Consider the following 26,516-nt stretch of genomic DNA (forward strand, 5'->3'; position numbering starts at 1 on the left):
CCATGAAGATCGGCAAAGCCACCGTTCCGCGCAGTTCGATCTGCACCTCCGATGAGCACACCATCGTCGTGCGCGGCCGCGACCTGTCGAAGGAACTGATCGGCAAGGTCTCGTTCATCGACCACTTCTTCCTGCTGCTGACCGGCCGCCCGCCGACCTCCGGAGAGGCGGCGGTGCTGAACGCCACCCTCGTCGCGATCGCCGAGCACGGCCTGGTGCCGAGCGTGCAGGCGGCACGCATGACGTTCGCCGCCGCGCCGGACGCGATGCAGGGCGCGGTCGCGGCCGGCATCCTGGGCTGCGGCTCGGTCGTGCTCGGCTCGTCGGAGACGGCCGGGCGCATGTATGTCGAGATCGATGCGATGGTGCAGGCCGGCACGCCGCTGGAGGCCGCCGCGCTGCGCGTGATGCAGTCGTGGCGCGCCGCCGGCAAGGCGATCCCCGGCTACGGCCATCCGCTGCACAAGGAGCGCGACGAGCGCGTCGGCGCACTGTTCCATGTCGCCCGCAACGCCGGCACCGACCTGCGCTTCATCGCGATCGCCGAGGCCGCTGAGGCGCAGATGCCGGCCGTCCTGAAGAAGGACCTCAAGCTCAACGTGTCCGGTGCGATCCCCGCGGTGCTGCTCGGCGCCGGCTTCCCGGTGCAGGCGCTGAAGGGCGTGCCGATCCTCGCGCGCACCGCCGGCCTGATCGCGCACCTGTTCGAGGAGATCAACGACCCGATCGGCTTCGCGCTGTCGTACCAGGCCACGCGCGAGGCGGTGTACGAGGGCCAGGTGCCGGCCGGCTTCGGAGCGCACCGATGATCCAGGTGTTGAACGGGCTGAAGGTCGTCGAGCAAGGGACCTTCATCACCGGCCCCGCGGCCGGCATGCTGCTGGGCGACCTCGGCGCCGACGTGATCAAGGTCGAGATGCCCGGCACCGGCGACCCGTTCCGCGCCTTCAAGGACGGCCTGTACAGCCCGCACTTCCAGACCTACAACCGCAACAAGCGCAGCATCACCCTCGACACCAAGTCCGAAGCGGACCGCGCGGTGTTCGACGCGCTGATCGCGGACGCCGATGTCTACATCCAGAACTTCCGCCCCGGCGTCGCCGACAAGCTCGGCGCCGGCGAGGCGCGGCTCCGGGCGCTGAACCCGAAGCTCGTCTACTGCTCGATCAGCGGCTTCGGCGCGACCGGCCCGGCCGCGAACCGGCCGGCCTACGACACCGTCGCGCAGGCCGCGAGCGGCTTTTTGAACCTGCTGGTGAACCCCGAGAACCCGCGCGTCGTCGGCCCTGCGATCGCCGATTCGCTGACCGGCTTCTACGCGGCCTACGGCGTGCTGGGCGCGCTGTTCGAGCGCAGTCGCACGGGGGTGGGCCGCACCGTCGAGGTCTCGATGCTCGAGGCGATGGCGCACTTCAACCTCGACGCGTTCACGCACTTCTTCCAGGCGAACGAGGTGATGGGCCCGTACAGCCGACCGAGCGTCTCGCAGTCGTACGTGCTGGAGTGCAGCGACGGCAAGTGGATCGCGCTGCACATGTCCTCGCCCGAGAAATTCTGGCAGGGCCTGGCCCACGCGATCGAGCAGCCCGACCTGTTCGCCGATCCGCGCTTCGCGACCCGCGACGCCCGCATCGCCAACCAGGAAACGCTGATCGGCCTGCTCGGCGAGCGCTTCAAGCGCCGCACCCGCGACGACTGGTGCGTGCGGCTGCAGGCCGGCGACGTGCCGCACGCGCCGATGTACGACACCAGCGAGGCGCTGGAGGATCCGCAAGCCATCCACCTGCAGATGACCACGCAGGCCGAGCACCCGGTGATGGGCCTGTTCCGCACCGTGCGCTCCCCCGTCTCGTTCGACGGCCAGCGCGCGCTGCACGTGCGTCCGCCGCCGACGCTGGGCGAACACAACGACGAGATCCGCGCGTCACTCCACCTGCCGAAGGCCTCCGCATGAACCGCCGCCACCTGATCGTGTCCTGCCTTCTGGCCGCCTTCGCCGCCGCCCACGCACAGGACGGCGCCGTCAAGATGATCGTGCCCTTCGGCCCGGGCACCACGACCGACACGATCGCCCGCGTCGTCGCCGAGGGCCTCGGCAAGGAGCTGAAGCAGACCGTCGTCGTCGACAACCGCGCCGGCGCCGGCGGCTCGGTCGGCACCGACCAGGTCGCGAAGGCCGCGCCCGACGGCAAGACGCTCGTGATGGGCACCGTCGGCACGCACGCGATCAACGCCGCGCTGTTCCGCAAGCTGCCGTACGACACGCTGCGCGACTTCGCGCCGGTCGCGTTCGTCGGCTACACGCCGACGCTGCTGGTGGTCGGCGCAAATTCGCCGATCAAGTCGCTGAAGGACCTGGCGGCGCTGGCCGCGCGGCCCGACGGCGTGACCTTCGCGTCGGCCGGCAACGGCACCTCGGGCCACCTGGCCGGCGAACTGCTCGCGCAGCGCCTGGGCGGCCGGATGATCCACGTGCCGTACAAGGAAGGCGCGGTCGCGATGACCAGCGTGATGGCCGGCCTGGCCGACTTCATGTTCTATCACCCGGCTGCCGTGATGCCGCAGATCAAGGCCGGCAAGCTGCGCGCGCTCGGCGCCAGCGGCGCGGTGCGCAGCAGCGCGGCCAGCGACGTGCCGACGCTGATGGAACAGGGCCTCAAGGACTTCGACCTCGTCGCCTGGTTCATGCTCTACGCGCCCGCGGCCACCCCGCCGGCCACGCTCGCGCAACTGCGCGGCGCGAGCGCTGCGGCGCTGGCGAGCTCCGAAGTCGCGACGCGGCTGCGCGAGCAGGGCGTCGAGCAGCGCGCGATGCGCGCCGACGAGATGGCGCCGTTCAACAAGGTCGAGCTCGGCAAATGGGCCGAGCTGGTCAAGCGCTCCGGCGCGCAGGTCGATTGAGATTCCCCGACAACAACTGGAGACGAGGCTGATGAACACGACGAACTTCTCGCGCCGCACCGCGGTGGCCGCCACGCTGCTCGGCCTGACGGGCCTCGGTATCTCGGGAGCGCAGGCGCAGACGCCCACCGGCGCGCCGATCCGCGTCGGCAGCACGCTCGCGCTGACCGGCCCGCTCTCGGCCACCGCGCAGATCCACAAGCTGGCCGGCGAGATCTACATCGAGCAGGTCAACAAGCGCGGTGGCTGGCTCGGCCGGCCGGTCGTCTGGGAGGTCAAGGACGACCAGTCCAAGCCCGACCTGGCCCGCACGCTGTACGAGCAGCTCGTCACCGCCGACAAGGTCGACCTGCTGATGGGGCCGTATGCGACCGGCGCGATCCTGTCGGCGATCGGCGTCGCGCAGCGCTACAACAAGGTGCTGGTGCAGCACACGCTGGGCATCCCGTCGCTGGCGAAGTACGACATGACCTTTCCGGCCTGGTCGATCGGCTCCGAGCCCCAGACCACGGTGCCGAACACCGTGTTCGACGCGCTCGCCGCCGGGCCGAAGCCGCCGAAGACCGTCGCGGTCGTGACCAGCAAGTTCCCGTCGATCCAGTTCATGAGCGCCGGCGCGCGCGAGGTGCTGAAGAAGCGCGGCCTGACCGAGGTGCTGTTCCTCGAATGGGACTTCGGCAACCGCGACTTCGGCCCGATCGCCAACCGCGTCAAGGACGCCAAGCCCGACTTCGTCTGGGTCGGCGCGATCGGCCTCGAGGGCAACCTGCTGCTCGACGCGATGAAGAAGATCGACTACGTGCCGCCGCAGCACTTCTACATGTACCCGGCGCCCGGCCCGCTGGTCTCGCTGCCGGAAGCGAAGAATGCGCTGTCGGTGACGATCTTCGAGGACCAGCCGCCGTTCACGTCGAACACCGGTGCGGCCGAGTTCGTCAAGCTGTACCGCGAGCGCGCCACCAAGGCGGGATTGACCGATCCGTCCGTCGAGACCCAGGCCGCCGCGTCTTACACCGCATGGCAGATCCTCGAGGCCGGCGTGGTCGCCACCAAGAGCATCGACGACAAGAAGATCGGCGAGTGGCTCAAGGCCAACAAGGTCGACACGCTGCAGGGCAAGCTGCGCTTTAACGGCACCGGCAATTTCGGCGACGACCTGATGCGCGTCAAGCAGGTGCAGAACGGCAAGTGGGTCGTGGTGTGGCCGAAGGAAGTGACCTCTGGCGGCGCGAAGCTGCTCGCGCAGTGATGTCCGCCCCCACGTCGCTTCGCTCCTGCCCCCCGAGGGGGCGCTCAGCCGCCTTGGGGCGGCCCGGCGCCGGCTGAGGCCCAACATGGGCTTCACGCTGCCCAGCGTCTCGCTGCTGTCGCAAAGCATCCTGTCGGGCATCTTCGTCGGTGGGCTGTACGGCTTGATGGGCCTGGGCCTCAGCCTGAGCTGGGGCCTGCTGCGGCTGATCAACCTGGCGCACTTCGCGTTCGCGTTCCTGGCGGCGTACCTGTGCCTGCAGCTCACGACGACGATGCACATCGACCCGCTGCTGACGCTGCTGGTGATCGCGCCGGGGTTCTTCGCGCTGGGGGCGGCGCTGCACTGGGTGATGGCACGCTTCAAGGTCACGCCGTTCAACTCGCTGCTGCTGACTTTCGGCCTGGTCGGCATCATCGAGGCGATCATCCAGACGATCTGGACCGCGGACTTCCGCAAGCTCGAATCGCACTACGGCGAGATGAAGTTCAAGGTCGGCGGGCTGTTCGTGCCGGTGCCCGAGCTGATCACGCTGGTGCTGGCCGTGGGCATCTCGGTCGCGGCCTGGGCGCTGCTGCGCTACACCGACCTCGGCAAGGCGATGCGCGCCGCGGCCGAGGACGCGCCGATCGCCTCGGCGTTCGGCGTCAACCAGCAACGCAACGCGCTGCTGCTGGCCGGCACGTGCGCGGCGCTCGCGAGCATCGCCGGCGTGTGCCTGGCGCTGAGCTTCACGCTCGCGCCGTCGCAGATCTACGCCTGGATCGGCGTGGTGTTCGCCGCGGTGATGCTGGGCGGCCTGGCGCGCCCGCTCGGCCCGCTGATCGCCGGCACCGTGATCGGCGTCAGCGAGGCGATCACGATGGCGGTGACCGCGCCGTCGTGGGCACCGATCGTGTCGTTCACGCTGTTGATCGTGATCCTGGTGCTGCGGCCGGGACGGGCGGCATGAGGGCCGCCGCGCCGGGCCGCCATAGGCCACGAAGGGGCCTATCGCCGTGGCCCCTGCAAGGCCCGACCCTCCCGGAGGGTCGCTCGACGTACTCGGCGAGCGGGGTGTCGTCATGAAGCGCACGCCTCGGATCATCGTTGCTGCCGCGATCGCGCTGGCCTTCGTCCCGCAGCTCGGCCTGCCGGCGTTCTACGACTCGCTGCTGTACCTGATGCTGCACTGGATCGTCCTCGCGACCTCGTGGAACATCCTGTCCGGCTACACCGGCTACTTCTCGTTCGGCCACGGTGCGTTCTTCGGCGCGGGGCTGTACACGACCAGCACGCTGCTGGCGCGCTACGAGTGGCCGTTCCTGTGGACGCTGCCGGTGGCGGCGCTGGTGGCGGCGGTGCTGGGCGTCGCGCTCGGCGCGGTGGTGTTCCGGGTCAAAGGCGTGCGCGGCGAACTGTTCGCGCTGCTGACGCTGGCGATCACGTTCGTGATCGGCACGATCGTCGTCAACACGCCGCTGGACGGCGGCAACGGCGTGTCGCTCAGCGCGGTGCCGATCCCGAAAATCGGGCCGACGGCCTCGTCGACGTTCTACCTCTTGGCGCTGGCCGCCGCCACCGCGACGCTGCTGATCGCCTGGGCGATCTACGTCTCGAAATTCGGCGCCGGCCTGTTCGCGATCCACGACGACGAGGACGCGGCCGAGGTCATGGGCGTGCCGACCTACCGCTACAAGCTGATGGCGCTGGCGATCTCGTGCGCGCTGGCCGGCGTGGCCGGCGGCATCCACGCCCTGTTCCTGTCGTACGTGACGGTCGGCGAGGTGTTCACGATCGCGGTGCCGCTGACCGTCGTGCTGATGAGCGTGCTCGGCGGCACGCGGCACTGGGCCGGGCCGGCCATCGGTGCGATCGCGATCACCGCGCTGCTCTACAGCTTCACCGCGGCCGATCACGCGATCGCCGGCAAGGCCATGGTCGGCGTGATCCTGATCGCGGCGATCCTGTTCATGCCGGACGGCATCCTCTCGCGGCTGCAGAAGCTGTTCGCGCGGCGCACGGCCGCGGTCCCGCTCGCGACACACGGCGCCCCGGCGCCCGCACCCGTCGACGCGCCGATCGCGCCCTCCGCCGGCGTCGCACCCGGCGAGGTGCTGCTGCGGGTGCGCGGCCTGAAGAAGTCGTTCAAGGGCGTGCACGCGCTGACCGGCGTCGACGTGGACGTGCGCCGCGGCGAGATCCTCGGCCTGCTCGGGCCGAACGGCTCGGGCAAGTCGACCTTCATCAACGTCGTCACCGGCCACTACACGCCGACCGCCGGGCAGATCGTGTTCGAGGGCCGCGACCTGACCGGCCGCGCCGCGCACGAGATCGCCGCGTCGGGCATCGCCCGCACGTACCAGATCCCGCGGCCGTTCGCGCACCTGAGCGTGCTCGACAACGTGGCGCTGGCGACGATGTTCGGCGGCGCGGTGCACGACGTGGCGGCCGCGCGCCGACAGGCGATGACCTGGCTCGACTTCACCGGCCTGCACGACAAGGCCGCCGCGCGCCCCGACGACCTGAACCTGCACCAGCGCAAGTTCCTCGAGCTCGCCCGCGCGCTCGCCTCGCGGCCGCGCCTGGTGCTGCTCGACGAGGTGCTGTGCGGCCTGACGCCGAGCGAGATCGACGACGCGGTCGCGCTGATCCGGCGCATCCGCGACCAGGGCTCGACGGTTCTGTTCGTCGAGCATGTGATGCGCGCAGTGATGGCGCTGACCGACCGGATCGTCGTCTTCAACCACGGCGACCTGTTGGCCGAGGGCAGCGCGACCGACGTGATGCAGCGCCCCGAGGTGATGACGGCCTACCTGGGGAAAGCGCATGCTTGAAGTCCGCGACCTGCAGGTGGCCTACGGTGCGGCGCGCGCGCTGTGGGGCGTCTCGCTCGACGTGCGCGCCGGCGAACTGCTGTGCGTGGTCGGCCCGAACGGCGCCGGCAAGACGACGCTGATCAACACGCTGGCCGGCATCCTGCGCGCCAATGCCGGGCGGCTCGTGTTCGAAGGCCGCGACATCACGCAGCTCGCGCCGCACCGCTTCTGCGAGGCCGGCATCGCGGTCGTGCCGGAGGGCCGGCGGCTGTTCACCGGGATGAGCGTGCTCGAGAACCTGGAGCTCGGCAGCTACCTGCCGGCCGCGAAGGCACATCGGCAGGAGTCGCTCGATTCGGTGCTCGACCTCTTCCCCGCGCTGAAGGCCAAGCTCGCCAGCGCCGCCGGCGAACTCTCGGGCGGCCAGCAGCAGATGGTCGCGATCGCGCGCGCGCTGATGGCGCGGCCGCGGCTGCTGCTGCTCGACGAACCGTCGCTCGGCCTGTCGCCGCTGATCGTGCACGACATGTTCGCCGCCATCCGCCGCATCAACGCCGCCGGCATGTCGGTGCTGATGGTCGAGCAGAACGTCGTGATGGCGATGCAGGTCTCGACCCGCGCCTACGTGCTCGAGGAGGGCCGCATCGTGGCCGAGGGCGCACCCGACGACCTGCTCGCCCGACCCGAAATCCAGCGCGCCTACCTCGGCGTGTAACGCAACCGGAGACCTCCCATGCTGTTCCCCACCACGATCGTCGGCAGCTTCCCGCAGCCGGACTGGCTGATCGACCGCGCCAAGCTGGCCGGCCGCTTCCCGCCGCGCACACGGGCGAAGGAGCTGTGGCGCATCCCGCCGCAGTATCTGGAGCAGGCGCAGGACGACGCGACGCTGATCGCGATCCGCGCGCAGGAAGCCGCGGGCCTGGACATCGTCAGCGACGGCGAGATCCGCCGCGAGAGCTACTCGAACCGCTTCGCGACCGCGCTCGAAGGCGTCGACCTCGACAACCCCGGCACCGCGCTCGACCGCTCCGGCCACCCGAACCCGGTGCCGCGCATCGTAGGCAAGATCCGCCGCATGCACGCGGTCGAGGTCGACGACCTGAAGTTCCTGCGCGCCAACACCGACCGCATGGTGAAGATCACCGTGCCCGGCCCGTTCACGATGCTGCAGCAGGCCCAGAACGACTTCTACAAGACGGAAGAAGAGGCGGCGATGGACTACGCCGCCGCCGTCAACGCCGAGATCCGCGACCTGTTCGCAGCCGGCGCCGACGTGGTGCAGATCGACGAGCCCTACATGCAGGCACGGCCCGAGAAGGCCCGCCAGTACGGCCTGGCGGCGCTGAACCGCGCGCTCGACGGCATCACCGGCACGACCGCCGTCCACATCTGCTTCGGCTACGCGGCGATCATCCACGAGCGGCCGAGCGGCTATTCCTTCCTGCCCGAGCTGGCTGGCTGCAGCTGCAAGCAGATCTCGCTCGAGACCGCCCAGTCCCACCTCGATTGCTCGGCCCTGGCCGCGCTCGACGGCAAGCGGCTGATGGTCGGCTGCATCGACCTGTCCGACCCGCAAATCGAGTCGGTCGCGACGATCGTCGAGCGCATCGAGCGCGCGCTGCCGTACGTCAAGCCCGAGAACGTGATCCTCGCGCCCGACTGCGGCATGAAGTACCTGCCGCGCGAGACTGCGATCGGCAAGTTGAGCGCGATGGTCGAGGCCGCGAAGGTGCTGCGGCAGCGCCACGGCGGCTGAGCCACGATGCTGTTCGCGTTCCACCTCGTCGATCGCGCCGATGCCGGCGACCTGCGCGCGCGCGTGCGGCCGGAACACAAGGCCTACCTCGCGCAAGCGGCGGACCGCATCGCGTTCGCCGGGCCCCTGACCGGGGACGACGGCCAGGCGATGCTGGGCAGCCTGCTGGTGATCGACTTCGCCGACCGGGCCGCGGCGCTCGCCTGGCTGTCACGCGAGCCGTTCACCGTTGCCGGCCTCTACGGCCAGACGCAGGTGCACGCCTTCCAGAACCTGTGGCCGCAGCGCACCGGGTTCGTCGCCCCACCGAACTGAGGAGTTTCTTTCAACCCAGCACTGCGCAAGCAGCACACCAAACAACGGGTCATGGCTGGGCGTGACTCACCTTTGAGGAGACAACGCCATGTGCAGACTCTGTGACGAAGGGAAGCCCCAGAACCATTACTTCGGCTCGCGACGAGGATTCTTCAAGGCCGCCGCGGCCACCGGCGTCGCGGCCACCGCGTTCGACCTGCTCGCCGCCGGCCCGGCCGCCGCCCATGAGGACAAGGCGCCGGACGACAGCGGCCAGCATGGCCGGCGCTACGTGATCCGCGGCGGCGCGGTGATGTCGATGGACCCGAAGGTCGGCGACTTCGCCCAGGCCGACGTGCTGGTCGAAGGCAAGAAGATCGTCGCCGTCGGGCGCAGCCTGCACGCCGGCGGCGCGGCCGAGATCGATGCGCGCGGCCGCATCGTGATGCCAGGCTTCATCGACACCCACCACCACCTGTTCGAGACCGCGCTGCGCAGCTTCCTGGCCGACGGCATCCTGATCAACGACGGCTCGGGCACGCGCAGCGCCGACCCGACCTACTTCGAATACATCCTGCTGAAGTTCGCGCCGGTCTACCGCCCGCAGGACGTCTACATCAACCAGCTGTTCGGCTCGCTGAGCCAGCTCGATGCCGGCGTCACGACCGTTCACGACATCTCGCAGATCCACCACTCGCCGCAGCACTCGGACGCCGCGATCAAGGGCGTGATGGACTCCGGGCGGCGCAGCGTGTTCGGCTACTTCGAGAGCGCCGGCGCGGCGATCCTCGGCACCAACCCGGGCAACAAGTACCCGGACGACGCGATCCGCATCAAGAAGCAGTGGTTCTCGTCCAGCGACCAGCTGATGACGATGATCATGGGCGGCGAGCTGTACCTGCCGGCCTACGAAAAGGCCTGGAAGATCGGGCGCGAACTCGGGCTGCAGGTGGCCGCGCACGTGCTCTCGCCGTTCGGCATCCGCCCGACCCTGGACCTGCTCGCGCAGGGCAAGGGCGGCGACAGCGGCACGCTCGGCCTCGGGCCGGACAACCTGTTCGTGCACATGACCGGCATGTCCGACCTGGGCTGGCAGCGGGTCAAGGAGGTCGGTGCGCAGGTCTCGCTGGCGGTGCCGATCGAGATGAACATGCGCCACGGCATGCCGCCGATCCTCAAGGCGCTGAGCCTGGGCATCGAGCCGTCGTTGAGCACGGACGTGGAGTGCACGCTGACGGCCGACTTCTTCACCCAGATGCGCTCGACGATGAACGTGCAGCGCGCGCTGGTGAACCAGATGGTGCTGGAGCAGGGCGCGCTGACGCCGCCGACCCAGTACCCGACGCCCGCCGCCGGTGTGCCGCCGCTGCTGACGACCCGCGACGTGCTGCGCTACGCGACGATGAACGGCGCGAAGGGCCTGCGCCTGGACAAGAAGGTCGGCTCGCTGACGCCGGGCAAGGAGGCGGACATCATCATCCTCGACGCCAGCGCGATCAACGTCGCGCCGCTCAACAGCGTGCCCGGCGCCGTGGTCTCGCTGATGGAGCGCTCCAACGTCGAGACCGTGATCGTCGCCGGCAAGGTGCGCAAGTGGAAGGGGCGTCTGCTCGACACCAACCTCGCGCGGTTGCGCACGCAACTCGAGGACTCGCGCGACTACCTGTTCAGCGCCGCCGGCATCGCGCAGGACGTGTTCCGCTGATCCGTCGCGGCCCGCACATCCGCGCGGGCCGCCGGTCGGTCACGACAGCCGCTTCACGCCTTCGAGCGGGCACGCGTAGATCGCGTTGCGCAGCGCCGCGATCGCCTCGTAGCGGGTGAAGGTGCGGCGCCATGCGAGCACCACGCGGCGCGTCGGCACCGGCTTGGTGAACGGGATGTAGGCGATGTGCGGCTGCTTGTCCTTCGGCACGCTCAGTTGCGGCACGACGGTCACGCCCATGCCCGAGGCAACCATGTACTTGATCGTCTCGAGCGACGAGCCTTCGAAGCTCTTGCGGATCCCCTCGGCCTCGCTGCTCGCGAAGCGCGCGTACTCGGGGCAGACCTCGAGCACGTGGTCGCGGAAGCAGTGGCCGGTGCCGAGCAGCAGCATGGTCTCGTCCTTCAGCTCGTCGGTGCTCAGGCTCTTGCGCTTGGCGAGCGGGTGCAGCTTGGGCACCGCGGCCATGAACGGCTCGTCGTACAGCGGCGCGACGGCCAGGCCGGTGTCGGGAAAGGGCTCGGCCATGATCGCGCAGTCGAGCTCGCCATTGCGCAGCATCTCGAGCAGCTTGGCGGTGAAGTTCTCCTGCAGCATCAGCGGCATCTGCGGCACGCGCTCGATCGCCTGCTTCACCAGGTCGGGCAGCAGGTACGGACCGATCGTGTAGATCACGCCCAGACGCAGCGGGCCGCTGACCGGGTCCTTGCCGCGCTGCGCGATCTCCTTGATCGCGGCGGCCTGCTCGATCACCATCTGCGCCTGGCGCACGATCTCCGCGCCCAGCGGCGTGACGGTCACCTCGTTGGCGCCGCGCTCGAAGATCTTCACGTCGAGCTCTTCCTCGAGCTTCTTGATCGAGACGCTGAGCGTGGGCTGCGAGACGAAGCACGCCTCGGCGGCGCGCCCGAAATGGTGTTCGCGGGCCACGGCGACGATGTAGCGCAATTCGGTGAGCGTCATGCCCGCGATTCTGTGGGCAATTCAGGCCTTCAGGTAGTCGGAGCGACCGCCGAGCCAGCGGTTCACGTGCGCGAGCGCGACCTCCGGGTGGCGGTCCAGCAGCAGCGTCGCCGCGTCACGGGCGAGGTGGACCAGCGCCTCGTCCTCGGCCAGGTCGGCGAAGCGCAGCAGCGGCGCGCCCGACTGGCGCGCGCCCATGAACTCGCCGGGCCCGCGGATGTCGAGGTCGCGGCGCGCGATCTCGAAGCCGTCGCCGGTCTCCAGCATCGCCTTCAGCCTGGCCTTGCCGGTGTCCGACAGCGGCGCGGTGTAGAGCAGCACGCACACGCTGGCCACCGTGCCGCGGCCGACCCGCCCGCGCAGCTGGTGCAGCTGCGACAGGCCGAAGCGCTCGGCATGCTCGATCACCATCAGCGACGCATTCGGCACATCGACGCCGACCTCGATCACCGTGGTCGAGACCAGCACCGCCATCTCGCCCGCCGTGAACAGCGCCATCACCGCGGCCTTCTCGGTGGCCTTCATGCGGCCGTGCAGCAGGCCGACCATGCGCTCGGGCAGGGCCGCACTGAGGTGCGCGTGGGTCTCGGTCGCGTTCTGCAGGTCGAGCGTCTCGCTCTCCTCGATCAGCGGGCAGACCCAGTAGACCTGCTGCCCCTGCGCGACCGCATCGCGGATGCGCCCGATCACCGCCTCGCGCTTGTCGTCGGCGAACAGCTTGGTGACGACCGGCGTGCGGCCGGGGGGGAGTTCGTCGATCGTGCTGACGTCGAGGTCGGCGAAGAGGGTCATTGCCAGCGTGCGCGGGATCGGTGTGGCGCTCATCATCAGCGTGTGCGGTTCGATCTGATTCGAGCGCAGCTTCTCGCGCAACGCCAGCCGCTGCTGCACGCCGAAGCGATGCTGCTCGTCGATGATCGCCAGCCCCAGCTTCGCGAACTGCACCTGCTCCTGGATCACCGCATGCGTGCCGACGACCAGCATGGCCTCGCCGGACGCGACCTGCGCCAGCATGGCGGCCCGCCCCTTGCCCTTGCGGCTGCCTGTGAGCCACGCGACCGTGATGCCCAGCGGCTCGAGCCAGCCGACCAGCTTGCGCAGGTGCTGCTCGGCGAGGATCTCGGTCGGCGCCATCAGCGCGCACTGCCAGCCGTCATGGATCGCGACCGCGGCCGCGACCGCGGCAACCACGGTCTTGCCGGAACCCACATCGCCCTGCAGCAGCCGATGCATCGGCACCGCGCGCTGCAGGTCGTGCGCGATCTCGTCGACGACCCGGCGCTGCGCCTTCGTCAGCGCGAACGGCAGCGCGGCGAGCAGCTGCTCCTGAAGCCCGCCGTTGCGGACGCGGAACGGCGGCGCGCGCTGCAGCTCGCGTTCGCGCTTGGCCTGCAGCTGCGAAAGCTGCTGCGCCAGCAATTCCTCGAACTTCAGCCGCTGCCAGGCCGGGTGGCTGCGGTCTTCGAGCGTCGCCAGGCCGACGTTCGGCGCCGGGTGGTGCAGGAACATCAGCGCCTCGCGCAGGTTCATCATGCCGGCCGGGACCGCCTCCGGCGGCAGCAGCTCCGACAGGTCGACGCGCGCGAGGTTCGCATCCATCGCCTTGCGCAGGTAGGCCTGCGGCAGCTGTGCGCTGGTCGGGTAGACGGGCGTCAGCGCGGTCGCGAGCGGCGCGCCTTCGGTCACGGCCTTGAAAGTCGGGTGGACCATCTCCAGACCGAAGAAACCGCCGCGCGCCTCGCCGCGCACGCGGACTCGGGTGCCGACCGCGAGCGCCTTCTGGTGCGACGGGTAGAAGTGCAGGAAGCGCAGCACCAGGTCGTCGCTGCCGTCGTGCAGGCGCGCGACGAGCTGGCGCCGTCCCCGGATCTGCACCTCGCACGATGCGACGACGCCTTCGACCTGGCCGACGCTGCCGTCGCGCAGGCTCGCGATGGACACCAGCCGGGTCTCGTCCTCGTAGCGCATCGGCAGGTGCAGCGCGAAGTCGATCGGGCGCACCAGGCCGAGCTTCTCCAGCGCGCGTTGCGGGCCGGACTTGTCCTTGGCGGCAGGAGAAGCAGTCACGGCGGGCATGGGAGAATTCTGCCCTTCTTCTTCCAGTTGGCACGGGCCGGTCCAGCCCTCAACCGCATGACGCCTACCTATACGCTGAGCGACTTCGATTTCGCTCTGCCCCCCGAACTGATCGCCCAGCAACCGGCCGCCGAGCGCAGCGCTTCGCGGCTGCTCGACGGCACCGGAAGCGCGCCGGTCGACCGCGTGTTCCGTGAGCTGCCGGCGCTGCTGCGCGCCGGCGACCTGCTGGTCTTCAACGACACCCGCGTGATCAAGGCGCGGCTGCTGGGCGCCAAGGCCAGCGGCGGCGCGGTCGAGGCGCTGGTCGAGCGCGTGCTGCCGGGCCATGAAGTGCTGATGCACCTGCGCGCGAGCAAGTCGCCGAAGGCGGGCAGCACGGTGCGCTTCTTTGGTGTCGATCGCACCGATGCGTTCAATGCCGAGGTGCTCGGTCGCGCCGGCCCGCAGGAGTCGCTTTTCCACCTGCGCTTCCCCGCCGACCCGCTGGCCCTGCTCGCCGCGCACGGCCACGTGCCGCTGCCGCCCTACATCACGCATGCCGACACGGCCGAGGACGAGCGCCGCTACCAGACCGTGTTCGCCGCCAAGCCGGGCGCGGTCGCGGCGCCGACGGCCGCGCTGCACTTCGACGACGCGCTGCTGGCCGAGCTGGCGCGCCGCGGCATCGCCACCGCCGGCGTCACGCTGCATGTCGGCGCCGGCACCTTCCAGCCGGTGCGCACCGAGATCCTGGCCGAGCACACGATGCACAGCGAGTGGTTCGACGTGCCGCGCGCGACTGTCGACGCGATCACGCGGACCCGCGCCGCGGGCGGGCGCATCGTCGCGGTCGGCACGACGACGCTGCGTGCGCTCGAATCCGCGGCGCGCGAAGGCGCGTTGCAAGCCGGCAGCCGTGACACCGACATCTTCATCACGCCCGGCTTCGCGTTCCGCGTCGTCGACGTGCTGATCACCAACTTCCACCTGCCGAAGAGCACGCTGATGATGCTGGTCAGCGCGTTCGCGGGCTTCGACCGCATCCGCGCGCTGTACGCCCACGCGATCCGCGAGCGCTACCGCTTCTTCAGCTATGGCGACGCGATGCTGCTGCAGCGCGCGCCGCACGACCCCGGGACCGACCATGCTGACCTTTGACCTGCTGAAGACCGAGGGCCACGCGCGCCGCGGCCGGCTGACCCTCAACCACGGTGTCGTCGAGACCCCGGTGTTCATGCCGGTGGGCACCTACGGCACGGTCAAGGGCGTGATGCCCGCGTCGCTCGAGGCGATGGGCGCGCAGATCATCCTCGGCAACACCTTCCACCTCTGGCTTCGGCCCGGGCTCGACGTGCTGAAGCAGTTCGGCGGCCTGCATCGCTTCGAGGCGTGGAACAAACCGATCCTGACCGACAGCGGCGGCTTCCAGGTCTGGTCGCTCGGCGAAATGCGCAAGATCAGCGAGGAGGGCGTGAAGTTCGCGTCGCCGGTCAATGGCGACAAGCTGTTCCTGACGCCCGAGATCAGCATGCAGATCCAGCGCGTGCTGAACAGCGACATCGTGATGCAGTTCGACGAGTGCACGCCCTACGAAACCAAGGGTCACCTGACGACCGAGCGCGAGGCCCGCGTCTCGATGGAACTGAGCCTGCGCTGGGCGAGCCGCTGCCTGACCGAGCACGCGCGGCTCGAGAACCCGAACGCGCTGTTCGGCATCGTGCAGGGCGGCATGTTCGAGAACCTGCGTGAGGAGTCGCTCGCGAAACTGGTCGAGCTCGACCTGCCCGGCTACGCGATCGGCGGCGTCAGCGTCGGCGAGCCGAAGCCGCTGATGCAGCGCATCGTCGCGCACACGCCGCACCGGCTGCCGGCGCACAAGCCGCGCTACCTGATGGGCGTGGGCACGCCGGAGGACCTGGTCGAGGGTGTCGAAGGCGGCGTCGACATGTTCGACTGCGTGATGCCGACGCGCAATGCGCGCAACGGCCACCTGTTCACCCGCTTCGGCGACCTGAAGATCCGCAACGCGCGCCACAAGGCCGACGAGTCGCCGCCGGACATGACCTGCACGTGCCACACCTGCGCGAACTTCTCGCGCGCCTACCTGCACCACCTCGACCGCTGCAACGAGATGCTCGGGCCGATGCTCGCGAGCATCCACAACCTGCACTACTACGTGAACCTGATGCGCGAGGTGCGCGAGGCGCTGGACGCCGGCGCGTTCGCGACGTTCGCGACGCGGTTCCGGGAGGACCGGGCGCGCGGGGTGTAGCGGTTCAGTCTTTGACGCTGTTCGCGCGCACCCAGTCCGCGAATTCCAGTTCACTCGACTCCCCGCCCGCGAGCCGCAGCATCGCGAGCACGCAATCGACATCGCTCGCCGTCAGCGACCAGCCGTTGAGCGCGAGGAAGAGTTCGACCGCGACAAACGCCGTGCGCTTGTTGCCGTCGACGAACGGGTGATTCTTTGCCAGGCCGAAGCCATAGGCGGCTGCCAGCGCGGCGGCATCCGGCTCGCCGTACGCCGCGAGTTGCAGGGGCCGGGCCAGCGCAGATTCGAGCAGGCCGGCATCCCGCAACCCCGTCGAGCCACCGTGCTCGGCGAGTTGCTCTTCGTGCACCGCGTGAATGACTGAAGGATCGATCCAGATCCACGGGTCGTTGGCCGGAGTCATTTCGCCAACTCATGGAGCACGTTGCGGCGCTTGCGCATGATCGCGCGCGCCGCCTTCATCTGCGCCTCGAAGGTCGGATCGTGCGGCGTGATGCGCAGGCCGTCGGCGCTGTCGGTCAGGTAGATCAGGTCGCCCTTCTCCACCTTCAGCCGCGCCAGCACCTCCTTCGGCAGGATCACGCCGACCGAGTTGCCGATCTGGGTGAGCTTGAGTGCGTGCATGGCGATGTCCGATAAAGTTATAACTTTCGTTATATTAATCGCCACGCCGACCCGACGCAAGCCGCGTCGTCGGAGATGTCTTACGCGGCGGGCGGCCGTCCCCCGATATCTCGCACGCTGCGCGGCGCCTAGTCTTCGAACCAGCCGAACGCCCCGTTCGCCGCATCCCCAGGGACACCGACATGGCCACCATCAACGACATCATGACCCGCGAGGTCACGACCATCCAGCTGACCGACCACCTGCAGACCGCCGCGCAGCAGATGCGCGACCTCGACGTGGGCGTCCTTCCGGTCTGCGACGGCGAGACGCTGGTCGGCATGGTGACCGACCGTGACATCGCGGTGCGCGGTGTCGCCGCCGGTCTCGCGCCCGGCGAAGCGTTGGTCTCGGACGTGATGACCGACGAAGTGCATTCGTGCAGCGCGACCGACACCGTCGACACCGCGATGAAGCTGATGGGCGACGCGCAAGTGCGCCGCCTCGCGGTGGTCGACCCGAACGGCAGGATCATCGGTATCGTCGCGTTGGGCGACCTGGCCACGCGCCAGAGCGCACCCACCGATGAAGCCCTTCGAGAGATCTCCGAGAACGACGCGCAGGTCTAGGCGCGCCATGGCGCCCGTGGCGGCCGAGGGCAAGCCGCCGCGCGGTCGCGTCGCGCTCTTTCGCGAACGCGTCCTCGGTCCCCAGTTCACGACGGTGCTGCAGCACCCCGGCGCGTTCGCGTGGAACACGCTGAAGGCGTTCCGCAAGAACCAGGGCCTGCTGCTTGCCGGTGCGGTCGCGTACTACGCGTTGTTGTCGATCGTGCCGCTGTTGATCCTCACCGTGATCGCGCTGTCGCACTTCGTCGACCAGGCGGCGCTGCTGCAGACGCTCGCGCGCTACCTCGAATGGCTGGTGCCGGGGCAATCGCGCGCGGTGATCGCGGAATTGTCGAACTTCCTCGCCCACCGCGAGCTGATCGGCGGGGTGCTGGTCGTCACGATGATCTTCTTCAGCACGCTGGCGTTCACGGTGCTGGAGAGCGCGATGACGGTGATCTTCCTGCACCGGCTGGTCGTGCGGCGCCGACATTTCCTGGCCTCGGCGATCTTGCCGTATCTCTACATCCTGTCGCTGGGCATCGGGCTCCTGCTGGTCACGCTCGTGGCCGGCAGCTTGCAGGCGATCGGCCAGGAGAACGTCGAGCTGTTCGGCCGCGCCTGGTCGCTGCACGGCGTGTCGGGCGCATTGCTGTACCTGCTCGGCGTGGCCGGCGAGATCTTCGTGCTGACGTCGGTGTACCTCGTGATGCCGGTCGGGCGGCTGCGGGTCAGCCACGCGCTGATCGGCGGCGTCACGGCGGCGGTGCTGTGGGAGATCACGCGCCACGTGCTCGTCTGGTACTTCGCGACGCTGTCGCAGGTCAGCGTCGTCTATGGCTCGATGACGACGGCGATCGTCGTGCTGCTCAGCCTGGAGATCGCGGCGACCCTGCTGCTGCTCGGCGCACAGGTGATTTCGGAGTACGAGCGGCTCGGCCGCACGGCCGCGAAGCCGGCCTGAGCTTCAGCGCGCGTTCACCAGAACGCCCACTGCCGCGTCGCCAGCACCCACACGCCGAGCGCCCCGTTGGTCACGGCATGCGCGATGACCGGCACCCACAGCTTGCCCGTGCGCACGTACAGCAGGGCGTACGCCAGACCGGCGACGATCGCTGCCAGCCACAGCGTGTGCGCCAGCACGAACACGAACGTCGACAGCACGATCGCCTTCAGCGCCACCTGCTGCGGCACGACCGATTCGAACTGCGGGCTCTGAATCCAGCGCATCAGGAACGAGCGCCAGAACAGCTCCTCCATCAGCGGCACGATCAGCGCGGCACCGATCCAGCGGGCGATCACCAGCGGCCAGATCAGCGCGCCTTGGGCATCGATCGGCAGGAAGGTCGCCGAGGGGCTGCCGATCGTCATCCACGGGGCGTCGAGGTGAATCCACAGCCCGAACACGACCAACCCGGCTGCGACCGCCAGCGCCAGTTCGGTCAGGTTGGGCCAGGTCTGCGCGACCAGCTCTCCGTATTCGCGCCAGAAGTACGCGAGCAGCCCGCCGACCACCAGCACCGTGAGGCCGTAGATCCAGCGCGGGTCGATGCCCCACGAGCCGTCGACCGGCACCGCGCCGCGCGCGGCCAGCAGCAACATGAATGCCGCGAACGGAAGGATGCGCGCGACGGCGGCGCGGCTCAACTGCAAGGCCATTCTTGTTCGACTCCCGGGGCGGCAAAAGCCGCAGAGGATGCCAGATCAGGAGGCCAGCAGGTGCGAAACCCTTTCACGCAGCCCGGCCGGCGTGACCGCGGCCGGCGCCACCGCGTCGCCGGCGACCAGACCGACCCGGCTGAACCAGCCGCGCCGGAACGGCTTGCTCATCGCCGAGCCGTCCTTGCGTGAGAAATACGAGCCCCACAGGTTCTGCAGCGCCAGCGGCACGACCGGCACCGGGTTCGATTCGAGTAGCTTCATCACGCCGCCCTTGAACTCGCCGAGCTCGCCGTCGCGGGTCAGCGCGCCTTCGGGGAAGATGCACAGCAGGTCGCCGTCGTTCAGCACCTCGCGCGCCTTCGCGAATGCCTGTTCGTAGGCGACCGGGTCGTCGCGCTGCGGTGCGATCGGGATCGCCTTGGCGAGCCTGAAGAACCAGCCGAGCACCGGCATCGCGAAGATCTTGTGGTCCATGATGAAGCGGATCGGCCGCGGGCTCGCCGCCATCAGCAGCACCGGGTCGACGAACGCGACGTGGTTGCACACCAGGATCGCCGCGCCGGTGGCCGGGATGTTCTCGTCGCCGCGCACCTTGAAGCGATAGACCAGGCGCGTGACGATGAACGCGACGAAGCGCAGGAAGTACTCCGGCACCAGCATGAAGATGTAGAACGCGACCACCGCGTTCAGCAGACCGGTGATCAGGAACACCTGCGGGATCGTGAAGTGCGCGGCCAGCAGCGCGCCGACGATCAGCGAACTCACGATCATGAACAGCGCGTTCAGGATGTTGTTGGCCGCGATGATGCGGGCGCGGTGGCTCGGCTGCGAGCGCAGCTGGATCAGCGCGTACATCGGCACGCTGTACAGCCCCGCGAACAGCGACAGCAGCGCCAGGTCGGCCATCACCCGCCAGTGCGGCGGCTGCGCGAGGAAGCTGCCCAGCGTGTAGCCGCTTGATGGCGCGAGGCCGCGCGCCGCGAAGTACAGGTCGATCGCGAACACGCTCATGCCGATCGCGCCCATCGGCACCAGACCGATCTCGACATGGCGCTTGGAGAGCATCTCGCACAGCAGCGAGCCGGTGCCGATGCCGATCGAGAACACCACCAGCAGCAGCGAGGCGACGCGCTCGTCGCCATGCAGCACGTCCTTCGCGAAGGCCGGGAACAGCGACAGGAACACCGCGCCGAAGAACCACATCCACGAGATCCCGAGCAGCGAGCGGAACACGACGATGTTCTCGCGCGCCAGCATCAGGTTGCGCCAGGTCTCGGTGACCGGGTTCCAGTTGATGCGCAGCTGCGGGTCGCTGCTCGGCGACGGCGGCACGCCCTGCGCCGTCAGCCGGCCGAGCAGCGCGACCGCGACGCAGCCGATCGCCACATAGTGCCGGCCGACTTCCGGAATCGCCACCAGCAGCCCACCCGCCACCTGCCCGAGCAGGATCGCGACGAAAGTGCCCATCTCGACCATGCCGTTGCCGCCGGTCAGCTCGCGCTCGTTCAGGTGCTGCGGCAGGTAGGCGAACTTGACCGGGCCGAAGATGGTCGAGTGCAGGCCCATCAGCAGCACGCAGGCGAGCAGCACGATCACGTTGCCGGTCCAGAAGCCGAACGCCGCGAGCGCCATGATCGCGATCTCGAGGTTCTTGACGAAACGGATCACCGCGGTCTTGTCGTACTTGTCGGTCGCCTGGCCGGCAGTCGCCGAGAACAGCAGGAACGGCAGGATGAACAGCGCGCCGATCACGAGGCCGGCCATGCTCGCCGGCAGCCAGCTGACCTGCAGCTGGTAGGTGATCATCACCGTGAACGCGAACTTGAACAGGTTGTCGTTGCCGGCCCCGAGGAACTGGGTCCAGAAGAACGGTGCGAAGCGCTTCTGCTTCAGCAGCGCGAACTGGTTCGGATGCGCGGCGGCGTGCTCGTTCGGGGTCATGCGGGTCCCTGTCGTGTTGTTGAGCGCAGGCGGAATCTACCGGATCACCTGGACCGGGCCGCCCAGGCCGCTGCGATTCATCCAGCTGAACACCGAGTCCACCGTGACGGTGTCGATGCGATCGGCGAAGCGCTTCTCGTTCGGGTGATCGTCGAACGCGACGTTGGCGGCGGTCAGGCGACCACCGAGGCGCTTCAGCGCGCCGATGCGCAAGGTCGTTGGCTGGTAGTCCTTCAGCTGCAGCCAGGCCTGCGCACGTTCGCGGGTGCGGGCGCCCGGCTCCTGCGTCATCGCCAGCGTCTCGATCGCCCACTGGTTCGACTGCTGGTAGCGCTGCGCCCACGGGTACGCGACCACGCTGTAGGCCGGTGTGTTGAGCTGCGCGAGCCGGGCGTTGTCCTTCAGCGCCGGCAACAGCTTCGCCTGCACCTCGGGTTGCGGCACGACGATCGCCGCCTCGTAGTCGAACAGGTCGTCCAGGAAGAACTCGCCGAGACCTTGCCGATAGACCGAGCCGTTGGCGGTGCCGCACTGGTTCAGCTTGTGGACGACGCGCCAGCGCTCGCCGTCGCGGTACGCGAAGCCGAGGTGCGAATAGCGCAGGTGGTACTCGCTCAGGTCCTGCCCGGCGCGCGCCAGCAGCACGACCTGCGCGCCGCTGCGCTCGAGCTGTCGCGCAGTGTGCTCGGCCAGCGCCATCGAGCGCTCGACGGCGGCGACGGTCGGCGGCCGGTTCTCGCAGCTTCGGCCGGCCTGCGCCTGAGTGGCCGCAAGCGCGAGCAGCGCCGCAGCGAGGCCGGCGCGCAGGGCGGGCGCGTTCACCGCGTCACCCGTTCGTTGTAGAGCAGCGCGTTGCCGCTCTCGTTCGGCACGAACGCGATCGCGCGGCTCGCGGTCGACAGCACCCAGCCGGTGCTGACGGCCGTGACGACGACCACGGTGCCGGCCGCCAGCGACAGGCCTGCCGCCGCCTGCCCGCTCAATCGCAGCGTCGTGCGGGCGCCGTCCGAGGCGCGCTCCAGCACGCACAGCGCGCCGGCCGCGGAATACTCGACCGCGACGACGCTGAGCGTCGCGCCAGCCGACAGCAGCACGACGGGCGCGGCGACCGACACCGCGATCGGCAGCGCCGACAGCGCGCTCGCCTCGGACACCTCCGAATGCGCCTGCGCGCCGGCGACAAGCCCGGCCAGCACGGCCGCGAGGGTGAAGTGACGAATCGATTTCATGAAGAGTCTCCGGATCGAGTCAGGGGTCAGGCGACGTCGCGCTCGGCGCGCATCGCTTCGTGGGCATCGCGCAGCGTCTTCGCCAGCGTGAACACGGTCGAGATCAGGAACAGCCAGCTGACGCCGAGGAAGGCCTTGTAGGTCGGGTTCACGTCCATGCGCCACAGCCCCCAGCCCGTCAGGACCATCGCCAGCGCGAAGCCGCCCCAGACGACCAGACCCCACATCGGCGTGTCGTTGCGGGCGATCTCGTTGTCCCGCACGTACTTGGCGAGCGCGAACGCGGTCGACAGGCAGAACATGTAGCCCATCACCATGAACGCCCGGTCCAGGTCGGCGCCGGGCAGGTAGGCCAGGCCGGTGCCGCAGAGCAGCACGGCCACACCGAACGAGACCCAGACCTGAAGTTTCCAGGCGCGGGTGTCTTGGCGGATCGAGGTGCGTGACATGAGGTGCTTTCGGGGTGGGTTGAACACGGAGCGAATGGTCGTCGTCGCGACCTCGGGTATCAATCACCCGAAGGAGGGTCGCAGAGTTGCAGCCCTCTGGTATCGTTTCAAGGTACTTTTGGGGACCGCATGAGCACCACCCACGACCTCGTCATCGCGCTGAAGGCCGAACTCAAGGCCGCCGGCATCACCTACGCCGACCTCGCCGATCAGCTCGGCATGGCCGAGTCCAGCATCAAGCGCATCTTCGCGAAGGGCGACATGCCGCTGTCGCGCATCGACGAGGTGCTGCGCGTGCTGAAGATGGACTTCGCCGAGCTCGCGCGCAAGATCGCCGACGCGCAACCGCTGCGCCGCGAGCTGACGCTGGAGCAGGAGACCGCGGTGGTGGCCGACCGCAAGCTGATGCTGCTGGCGCTGTGCTGCGTGAGCCAGTGGACCTTCGAGCAGATGGTGGCCACCTACGCGATCAGCGAGGCCGAGTGCGTGCGTTACCTGCTGCAGCTCGACAAGCTCGGCTTCATCGAGCTGCGGCCGCTGAACCGCTACCGGCTCAAGGTCGGCAAGGGCTTCCGCTGGCGCCCGCACGGCCCGGCGATGGCCTACTTCCGTGAGCACGTCGCCGACGACTACTACAGCGGCGGCTTCGACGGCGAGGGCGAGACGCTGATGCTGGTGCACGGCCACATCAGCACCGCGCAGGCGGTCAACTTCGTCGAGCGGCTACAGCGCGTCGGCCAGGACTTCGCGCAGCAGCACCTGGCCGACCAGAAGCTCTCCGCCGACCAGAAGGGCCACTACACCCTGGTCGTCGGCATGCGCTCGTGGCTGTTCGGCCCGTTCCGCGACCTGAAGCGCGGCGCGCCGCCGCCCGCCTGATCGATCGCACCTCAGCGCTGGCGGCGCCGCACCATCCAGCCCATCAGGCCGAGGCCGGCAAGCATCAGGGCGTAGGTTTCGGGTTCCGGAATCGGCGGCGTGCCGCCGTTGCTCTGCAGGAACGAGAACGTGTTCAGCGCATAGATCCCGTTGGCGTTCAGCGGCGAATAGCTGCCGCCGCAGACCGGCAGGCCGCACGCGGTGGTGGTCGAGATCATGTCGATGTCGGCAATGATGAACAGCGCGCCAGCGCCGGGCGCGTACTCGCCCGCCTTCCAATACGCCGAGGTGATCTGGCCCTCGGCGTTGGTACCCCCGACATGACCGTTGCGGGCGGCGATCGCGGCGGCGTCGAGCTGGCCGATGTTGTAGTACTGCTTGACGTCAGTCGCGACACCGAACGGGCCGTCGAACAGCGGCGCGCCGCCGTTCGACACCGAACCGGTGCTTTGGGTCGTGCTGATGCCCAAAGCGGTTCCGAGGCCGTCATGCGCTGCATCGTCCTGGAGCAGGAACAGATCGCCGCCGCCGAGAAAGAAGTTCATCACTGCCGCGCTCATCGGCGCAGCCTGCGCGTCGGAGATCCAGGTGCCGACGAACATGTTGACGCCCGCCAGCGTGCCGGCGTTCACGGCACCGAGCGTCGTCGTCTGGATGCTGCGGTTCACGACGCCGGCGGGGCCGAAGTAGACCGGGTTCTCGAGCGCCGCGCGAAAGCCGGTGAGATAGCTCCCGTCCCAGGCCCACGAGTCGCTGTCCGACGTGATGGCCTGGCTTGCGCCGCCGACCACGTACGGCGCAGCGACCGCCTGGAGAGCCGCGCCGCACAGCGCGAGCGCGGCGGCACCGCGCCGCAAGGTTGAAGAGGTGACTGACATGATGACGCTCCTTCGAAGTCCGGCCGACCGAAGGTGGCGACCGCGGCTGCGATGGTCGTGGCGCGCCGCCATCGCAGCCATCCCACGCTCGACGACCGCGCTCCCTATTCCTTGGGGGGCCGGCGACTCACGCGGCGCGCTGCTCGAGCAGGTAATTGGCGCCGTCGTACTGGCCGAGCACGTCGGTCAGGTACGGCAGCACGGTCAGCAACTCGTCGTGCAGCGTGAACGGCGGGTTGATCACGAACATGCCGCTGCCCGCGAGGCCGAAACCCTGCTGGTCGGGTTGCTGCACCGTCAGCCGCGCGTGCAGCCAACCCTTTGGCGCGAGGGCCTCGAGCCGCTTGGGCAGCTGCGCGGCCTCGAGCTTGCTGACCTGCGGGTACCACACCAGGTACACGCCCTCGGCGAAGCGCAGCAGCGCTTCGCGCAGCGAACTGATGACCTTGCCGTAGTCCTTGTGGCCCTCGTAGCTCGGGTCCATCAGCACCACGCCGCGCCGCGACGACGGGGGCACCTGGCCTTTGAGGCCCTCGAAGCCGTCGGTGTCGTAGACCGTCGCGCCGGGCACCTCGCCGATGTACGACTGCAGGATGCGGTGGTCGGTCGGGTGCAGCTCGAACATCCGCAGCTGGTCCTGGGCCCGCAGCAGCATCTGCGCGAAGGCGGGCGAGCCGGGGTATTGCTCGAGCATGCCGTCGGGATTGAACTGGCGCACGAGCTGGACGTAATCGGCCACCGCGGGCGGCAGGTCGTCGCGGTCCCAAAGACGCAGGATGCCCTGCTCGAACTCGCCCTTCTTCTGCGCGAAGCGGCCCTCGAGCGAGTAGCCGCCGGCACCGGCGTGGGTGTCGACCAGGCGGTACGGCTTGTCCTTCTGGTTCATGTAGCGCAGCACCAGCGTCAGCACGGTGTGCTTGAGCACGTCGGCATGGTTGCCCGCGTGGAAGGCGTGTCGGTAGGCAAGCATGGCGCTAGTGTCGTCGCGTTTGGAGGTCGGGGGCCGGGCAGGCACTGTAGCCGCTTGCGGGCAATCCGCTTTAACCGATTTCGCGGCGCGCCGTGCGCCGGCCTGTTATTCGGCGCAGCCGTACGATGGCTTCATCCACTGACTTCCCGGCCCGCCCGCATGACCACGCTGTTCGACCCCATCCACTTCGGCGACATCGCCGCCGCCAACCGCATCGTGATGGCCCCGCTGACGCGCGACCGCGCCGGTCCCGATCAGGTGCCGACGCCGTTGATGGCGACCTACTACGAGCAGCGCGCCACGGCCGGCCTGATCGTCACCGAAGGCACGCAGATCAGCGCCGAGGGCCAGGGCTACCTCGACACGCCGGGGATCTACAGCGCCGCGCAGATCGCCGGCTGGAAGAAGGTCACCGACGCCGTGCACGCCAAAGGCGGCAAGATCGTCGTGCAGTTGTGGCACGTCGGGCGGATCTCGCACCTGTCGCTGCTGCCGCCGGGCCTGCAACCGGTGTCCAGCACCGCAACCCGCGCGAAGGGCAAGACCTTCACCGCGCAAGGCTTCGAGGACGTGTCCGAGCCGCGTGCGCTGCGCACCGACGAGATTCCGCGCCTGATCGCCGACTACCGCCAGGCCGCGCGCAACGCGATCGAAGCCGGATTCGACGGCGTCGAGGTGCACGGTGCCAACGGCTACCTGCTCGAGCAATTCATGCGCGACAGCATCAACGACCGCACCGACGCGTACGGCGGCTCGCGCGAGAACCGCGCCCGGCTGGTCGTCGAGGTGATGACCGCGATCGTCGACGAGATCGGCGCCGGCCGCACCGGCATCCGCCTGTCGCCGGTCACGCCGGCCAACGACGCCGGGCCGGACAGCGACCCGCAGGCGACCTACGAGCTCATCGTCGAGAAGCTCGCGACACTGAAGCTCGCCTTCATCCACGTCGTCGAGGGCGCGACCGGCGGCCCGCGCGATGTGGCGCCGTTCGACTTCGCGGCACTGCGGGCGCGCTTCAAGCAGGGTCACCCGCAAGGCGCCTGGATCGTCAACAACGGCTACACCCGCGAGATGGCGATCGAAGCCGTGGCGAGCGGCGCGGCCGACATGGTCGCGTTCGGCAAGCACTTCATCAGCAACCCGGACCTGGTCGAGCGCCTGAAGCGCGACGCGCCGCTCGCGCAGCCGAACCGCCAGACCTTCTATGGCGGCGGCGCCGAGGGCTATACCGACTATCCGCCGATGGAGCTGGCCCCAGCCTGATCGACGCGCGGTCCCATGCAAACGGGCGGCCCGCG

The 26,516-nt window shown here is 69.1% G+C and carries 27 protein-coding genes; 16 read left to right on the top strand and 11 right to left on the bottom strand.

The window, feature by feature from the left end; genetic code table 11:
* Nucleotides 1–2 precede the first annotated feature (2 nt).
* The 10 genes from ASC76_RS21125 to ASC76_RS21170 all read left to right on the top strand — a co-directional run bounded on the left by ASC76_RS21125 (nucleotide 3) and on the right by ASC76_RS21170 (nucleotide 10,706).
* Nucleotides 3–809 carry a citryl-CoA lyase gene (locus ASC76_RS21125; protein WP_056471466.1) on the top strand — a complete coding sequence of 269 codons (807 nt, stop codon included), beginning with the start codon at nucleotides 3–5 and terminating at the stop codon, nucleotides 807–809.
* A complete protein-coding gene (locus tag ASC76_RS21130) occupies nucleotides 806–1,954 on the top strand; it encodes a CaiB/BaiF CoA-transferase family protein (RefSeq protein ID WP_056471468.1) in 1,149 nt (382 codons plus the stop codon). The genes ASC76_RS21125 and ASC76_RS21130 overlap by 4 nt, the downstream gene beginning before the upstream one ends.
* Entirely contained in the window at nucleotides 1,951–2,901 is a 951-nt protein-coding gene (locus ASC76_RS21135) for a tripartite tricarboxylate transporter substrate binding protein (RefSeq protein WP_056471470.1), read from the top strand. The genes ASC76_RS21130 and ASC76_RS21135 overlap by 4 nt, the downstream gene beginning before the upstream one ends.
* Before the next feature lie 31 nt (nucleotides 2,902–2,932).
* Nucleotides 2,933–4,150, top strand: coding sequence for an amino acid ABC transporter substrate-binding protein (locus ASC76_RS21140; protein WP_082549365.1), 1,218 nt, complete (start codon nucleotides 2,933–2,935; stop codon nucleotides 4,148–4,150).
* An 85-nt stretch (nucleotides 4,151–4,235) separates the two neighbouring features.
* On the top strand, nucleotides 4,236–5,102 hold the full coding sequence (locus ASC76_RS21145; RefSeq protein WP_056471473.1) for a branched-chain amino acid ABC transporter permease: 867 nt from the start codon (nucleotides 4,236–4,238) through the stop codon (nucleotides 5,100–5,102).
* A 112-nt stretch (nucleotides 5,103–5,214) separates the two neighbouring features.
* Nucleotides 5,215–6,966 carry an ATP-binding cassette domain-containing protein gene (locus tag ASC76_RS21150; RefSeq protein WP_056471476.1) on the top strand — a complete coding sequence of 584 codons (1,752 nt, stop codon included), beginning with the start codon at nucleotides 5,215–5,217 and terminating at the stop codon, nucleotides 6,964–6,966.
* Nucleotides 6,959–7,663, top strand: a complete 705-nt coding sequence (locus tag ASC76_RS21155) for an ABC transporter ATP-binding protein (RefSeq protein ID WP_056471479.1) — start codon at nucleotides 6,959–6,961, stop codon at nucleotides 7,661–7,663. Before ASC76_RS21150 ends, ASC76_RS21155 begins: the two co-directional genes overlap by 8 nt.
* An 18-nt stretch (nucleotides 7,664–7,681) precedes the next feature.
* The gene (locus ASC76_RS21160) at nucleotides 7,682–8,707 is read left to right on the top strand and encodes a uroporphyrinogen decarboxylase family protein (RefSeq protein ID WP_056471482.1); all 1,026 of its coding nucleotides are present in this window, start codon (nucleotides 7,682–7,684) and stop codon (nucleotides 8,705–8,707) included.
* Nucleotides 8,708–8,713: 6 nt separating this feature from the next.
* Nucleotides 8,714–9,022 carry a YciI family protein gene (locus ASC76_RS21165; protein ID WP_056471485.1) on the top strand — a complete coding sequence of 103 codons (309 nt, stop codon included), beginning with the start codon at nucleotides 8,714–8,716 and terminating at the stop codon, nucleotides 9,020–9,022.
* A gap of 88 nt (nucleotides 9,023–9,110) precedes the next feature.
* Nucleotides 9,111–10,706, top strand: coding sequence for an amidohydrolase family protein (locus ASC76_RS21170; protein WP_056471488.1), 1,596 nt, complete (start codon nucleotides 9,111–9,113; stop codon nucleotides 10,704–10,706).
* Between the two features lie 39 nt (nucleotides 10,707–10,745).
* Here ASC76_RS21170 and ASC76_RS21175 read toward each other — a convergent pair whose 3' ends face one another.
* The gene (locus ASC76_RS21175; protein WP_056471492.1) at nucleotides 10,746–11,669 is read right to left on the bottom strand and encodes a LysR substrate-binding domain-containing protein; all 924 of its coding nucleotides are present in this window, start codon (nucleotides 11,667–11,669) and stop codon (nucleotides 10,746–10,748) included.
* 21 nt (nucleotides 11,670–11,690) lie between these two features.
* Nucleotides 11,691–13,745 (bottom strand): ATP-dependent DNA helicase RecG, encoded by a 2,055-nt coding sequence (recG, locus tag ASC76_RS21180; RefSeq protein ID WP_056471496.1) that lies wholly within the window; start codon nucleotides 13,743–13,745, stop codon nucleotides 11,691–11,693.
* Between the two features lie 57 nt (nucleotides 13,746–13,802).
* Between recG and queA the strand changes: the two genes are divergently transcribed.
* Both queA and tgt read left to right on the top strand, forming a co-directional pair.
* Nucleotides 13,803–14,885: a tRNA preQ1(34) S-adenosylmethionine ribosyltransferase-isomerase QueA gene (gene queA, locus ASC76_RS21185; RefSeq protein WP_056471499.1), complete on the top strand. Its 1,083-nt coding sequence runs from the start codon at nucleotides 13,803–13,805 to the stop codon at nucleotides 14,883–14,885.
* Entirely contained in the window at nucleotides 14,872–15,999 is a 1,128-nt protein-coding gene (tgt, locus tag ASC76_RS21190) for a tRNA guanosine(34) transglycosylase Tgt (RefSeq protein ID WP_056472126.1), read from the top strand. Before queA ends, tgt begins: the two co-directional genes overlap by 14 nt.
* Nucleotides 16,000–16,003: 4 nt before the next feature.
* Here tgt and ASC76_RS21195 read toward each other — a convergent pair whose 3' ends face one another.
* A complete protein-coding gene (locus ASC76_RS21195; RefSeq protein ID WP_056471503.1) occupies nucleotides 16,004–16,402 on the bottom strand; it encodes a type II toxin-antitoxin system death-on-curing family toxin in 399 nt (132 codons plus the stop codon).
* A complete protein-coding gene (locus ASC76_RS21200) occupies nucleotides 16,399–16,623 on the bottom strand; it encodes an AbrB/MazE/SpoVT family DNA-binding domain-containing protein (RefSeq protein ID WP_056471506.1) in 225 nt (74 codons plus the stop codon). Before ASC76_RS21200 ends, ASC76_RS21195 begins: the two co-directional genes overlap by 4 nt.
* 182 nt (nucleotides 16,624–16,805) lie before the next feature.
* Here ASC76_RS21200 and ASC76_RS21205 point away from each other — a divergent pair, with 182 nt between their 5' ends.
* Both ASC76_RS21205 and ASC76_RS21210 read left to right on the top strand, forming a co-directional pair.
* On the top strand, nucleotides 16,806–17,231 hold the full coding sequence (locus ASC76_RS21205; protein ID WP_056471510.1) for a CBS domain-containing protein: 426 nt from the start codon (nucleotides 16,806–16,808) through the stop codon (nucleotides 17,229–17,231).
* 7 nt (nucleotides 17,232–17,238) lie between these two features.
* On the top strand, nucleotides 17,239–18,174 hold the full coding sequence (locus ASC76_RS21210; RefSeq protein WP_082549366.1) for a YihY/virulence factor BrkB family protein: 936 nt from the start codon (nucleotides 17,239–17,241) through the stop codon (nucleotides 18,172–18,174).
* A 14-nt stretch (nucleotides 18,175–18,188) separates the two neighbouring features.
* On the opposite strand, the gene ASC76_RS21215 is transcribed toward ASC76_RS21210, so the two are convergent.
* The 5 genes from ASC76_RS21215 to ASC76_RS21235 are packed head-to-tail and all read right to left on the bottom strand — an operon-like array spanning nucleotide 18,189 to nucleotide 22,491.
* A complete protein-coding gene (locus ASC76_RS21215; RefSeq protein WP_056471513.1) occupies nucleotides 18,189–18,869 on the bottom strand; it encodes a CAAX prenyl protease-related protein in 681 nt (226 codons plus the stop codon).
* A gap of 45 nt (nucleotides 18,870–18,914) precedes the next feature.
* A complete protein-coding gene (locus ASC76_RS21220; RefSeq protein ID WP_056471517.1) occupies nucleotides 18,915–20,813 on the bottom strand; it encodes an MFS transporter in 1,899 nt (632 codons plus the stop codon).
* A gap of 36 nt (nucleotides 20,814–20,849) precedes the next feature.
* Nucleotides 20,850–21,635 (bottom strand): DUF2145 domain-containing protein, encoded by a 786-nt coding sequence (locus ASC76_RS21225; protein ID WP_235580547.1) that lies wholly within the window; start codon nucleotides 21,633–21,635, stop codon nucleotides 20,850–20,852.
* A complete protein-coding gene (locus ASC76_RS21230) occupies nucleotides 21,632–22,042 on the bottom strand; it encodes a hypothetical protein (RefSeq protein WP_056471520.1) in 411 nt (136 codons plus the stop codon). The genes ASC76_RS21225 and ASC76_RS21230 overlap by 4 nt, the downstream gene beginning before the upstream one ends.
* A gap of 26 nt (nucleotides 22,043–22,068) precedes the next feature.
* On the bottom strand, nucleotides 22,069–22,491 hold the full coding sequence (locus ASC76_RS21235) for a YiaA/YiaB family inner membrane protein (protein WP_056471522.1): 423 nt from the start codon (nucleotides 22,489–22,491) through the stop codon (nucleotides 22,069–22,071).
* 129 nt (nucleotides 22,492–22,620) lie between these two features.
* Between ASC76_RS21235 and ASC76_RS21240 the strand changes: the two genes are divergently transcribed.
* Nucleotides 22,621–23,370 (top strand): helix-turn-helix transcriptional regulator, encoded by a 750-nt coding sequence (locus ASC76_RS21240; protein ID WP_056471525.1) that lies wholly within the window; start codon nucleotides 22,621–22,623, stop codon nucleotides 23,368–23,370.
* An 11-nt stretch (nucleotides 23,371–23,381) separates the two neighbouring features.
* Here the strand turns inward: ASC76_RS21240 and ASC76_RS21245 are convergent, their stop codons facing one another.
* Together ASC76_RS21245 and ASC76_RS21250 are read right to left on the bottom strand one after the other, a co-directional pair.
* Complete coding sequence (locus ASC76_RS21245; protein ID WP_056471529.1) at nucleotides 23,382–24,248, bottom strand: PEP-CTERM sorting domain-containing protein; 867 nt, start codon at nucleotides 24,246–24,248, stop codon at nucleotides 23,382–23,384.
* Nucleotides 24,249–24,375: 127 nt separating this feature from the next.
* Nucleotides 24,376–25,218, bottom strand: a complete 843-nt coding sequence (locus tag ASC76_RS21250; RefSeq protein ID WP_056471532.1) for a 23S rRNA (adenine(2030)-N(6))-methyltransferase RlmJ — start codon at nucleotides 25,216–25,218, stop codon at nucleotides 24,376–24,378.
* 159 nt (nucleotides 25,219–25,377) lie between these two features.
* Here ASC76_RS21250 and ASC76_RS21255 point away from each other — a divergent pair, with 159 nt between their 5' ends.
* Nucleotides 25,378–26,481 (top strand): alkene reductase, encoded by a 1,104-nt coding sequence (locus ASC76_RS21255; RefSeq protein WP_056471535.1) that lies wholly within the window; start codon nucleotides 25,378–25,380, stop codon nucleotides 26,479–26,481.
* Nucleotides 26,482–26,516 lie beyond the last annotated feature (35 nt).

The sequence above is a fragment of the Rhizobacter sp. Root404 genome (genome assembly GCF_001425865.1).
GTDB lineage: Bacteria > Pseudomonadota > Gammaproteobacteria > Burkholderiales > Burkholderiaceae_C > LMDS01.

Coding starts and splice junctions, on each gene's coding strand:
- ASC76_RS21245 (WP_056471529.1), bottom strand. CDS start 24,248: ATGTCAGTCACCTCTTCAACCTTGCGGCGCGGTGCCGCCGCGCTCGCG.
- ASC76_RS21235 (WP_056471522.1), bottom strand. CDS start 22,491: ATGTCACGCACCTCGATCCGCCAAGACACCCGCGCCTGGAAACTTCAG.
- ASC76_RS21160 (WP_056471482.1), top strand. CDS start 7,682: ATGCTGTTCCCCACCACGATCGTCGGCAGCTTCCCGCAGCCGGACTGG.
- ASC76_RS21145 (WP_056471473.1), top strand. CDS start 4,236: ATGGGCTTCACGCTGCCCAGCGTCTCGCTGCTGTCGCAAAGCATCCTG.
- ASC76_RS21150 (WP_056471476.1), top strand. CDS start 5,215: ATGAAGCGCACGCCTCGGATCATCGTTGCTGCCGCGATCGCGCTGGCC.
- ASC76_RS21200 (WP_056471506.1), bottom strand. CDS start 16,623: ATGCACGCACTCAAGCTCACCCAGATCGGCAACTCGGTCGGCGTGATC.
- ASC76_RS21165 (WP_056471485.1), top strand. CDS start 8,714: ATGCTGTTCGCGTTCCACCTCGTCGATCGCGCCGATGCCGGCGACCTG.
- ASC76_RS21215 (WP_056471513.1), bottom strand. CDS start 18,869: ATGGCCTTGCAGTTGAGCCGCGCCGCCGTCGCGCGCATCCTTCCGTTC.
- ASC76_RS21220 (WP_056471517.1), bottom strand. CDS start 20,813: ATGACCCCGAACGAGCACGCCGCCGCGCATCCGAACCAGTTCGCGCTG.
- ASC76_RS21250 (WP_056471532.1), bottom strand. CDS start 25,218: ATGCTTGCCTACCGACACGCCTTCCACGCGGGCAACCATGCCGACGTG.
- ASC76_RS21135 (WP_056471470.1), top strand. CDS start 1,951: ATGAACCGCCGCCACCTGATCGTGTCCTGCCTTCTGGCCGCCTTCGCC.
- recG (WP_056471496.1), bottom strand. CDS start 13,745: ATGCCCGCCGTGACTGCTTCTCCTGCCGCCAAGGACAAGTCCGGCCCG.
- tgt (WP_056472126.1), top strand. CDS start 14,872: ATGCTGACCTTTGACCTGCTGAAGACCGAGGGCCACGCGCGCCGCGGC.
- queA (WP_056471499.1), top strand. CDS start 13,803: ATGACGCCTACCTATACGCTGAGCGACTTCGATTTCGCTCTGCCCCCC.
- ASC76_RS21140 (WP_082549365.1), top strand. CDS start 2,933: ATGAACACGACGAACTTCTCGCGCCGCACCGCGGTGGCCGCCACGCTG.
- ASC76_RS21210 (WP_082549366.1), top strand. CDS start 17,239: ATGGCGCCCGTGGCGGCCGAGGGCAAGCCGCCGCGCGGTCGCGTCGCG.
- ASC76_RS21255 (WP_056471535.1), top strand. CDS start 25,378: ATGACCACGCTGTTCGACCCCATCCACTTCGGCGACATCGCCGCCGCC.
- ASC76_RS21230 (WP_056471520.1), bottom strand. CDS start 22,042: ATGAAATCGATTCGTCACTTCACCCTCGCGGCCGTGCTGGCCGGGCTT.
- ASC76_RS21175 (WP_056471492.1), bottom strand. CDS start 11,669: ATGACGCTCACCGAATTGCGCTACATCGTCGCCGTGGCCCGCGAACAC.
- ASC76_RS21130 (WP_056471468.1), top strand. CDS start 806: ATGATCCAGGTGTTGAACGGGCTGAAGGTCGTCGAGCAAGGGACCTTC.
- ASC76_RS21170 (WP_056471488.1), top strand. CDS start 9,111: ATGTGCAGACTCTGTGACGAAGGGAAGCCCCAGAACCATTACTTCGGC.
- ASC76_RS21195 (WP_056471503.1), bottom strand. CDS start 16,402: ATGACTCCGGCCAACGACCCGTGGATCTGGATCGATCCTTCAGTCATT.
- ASC76_RS21125 (WP_056471466.1), top strand. CDS start 3: ATGAAGATCGGCAAAGCCACCGTTCCGCGCAGTTCGATCTGCACCTCC.
- ASC76_RS21205 (WP_056471510.1), top strand. CDS start 16,806: ATGGCCACCATCAACGACATCATGACCCGCGAGGTCACGACCATCCAG.
- ASC76_RS21155 (WP_056471479.1), top strand. CDS start 6,959: ATGCTTGAAGTCCGCGACCTGCAGGTGGCCTACGGTGCGGCGCGCGCG.
- ASC76_RS21240 (WP_056471525.1), top strand. CDS start 22,621: ATGAGCACCACCCACGACCTCGTCATCGCGCTGAAGGCCGAACTCAAG.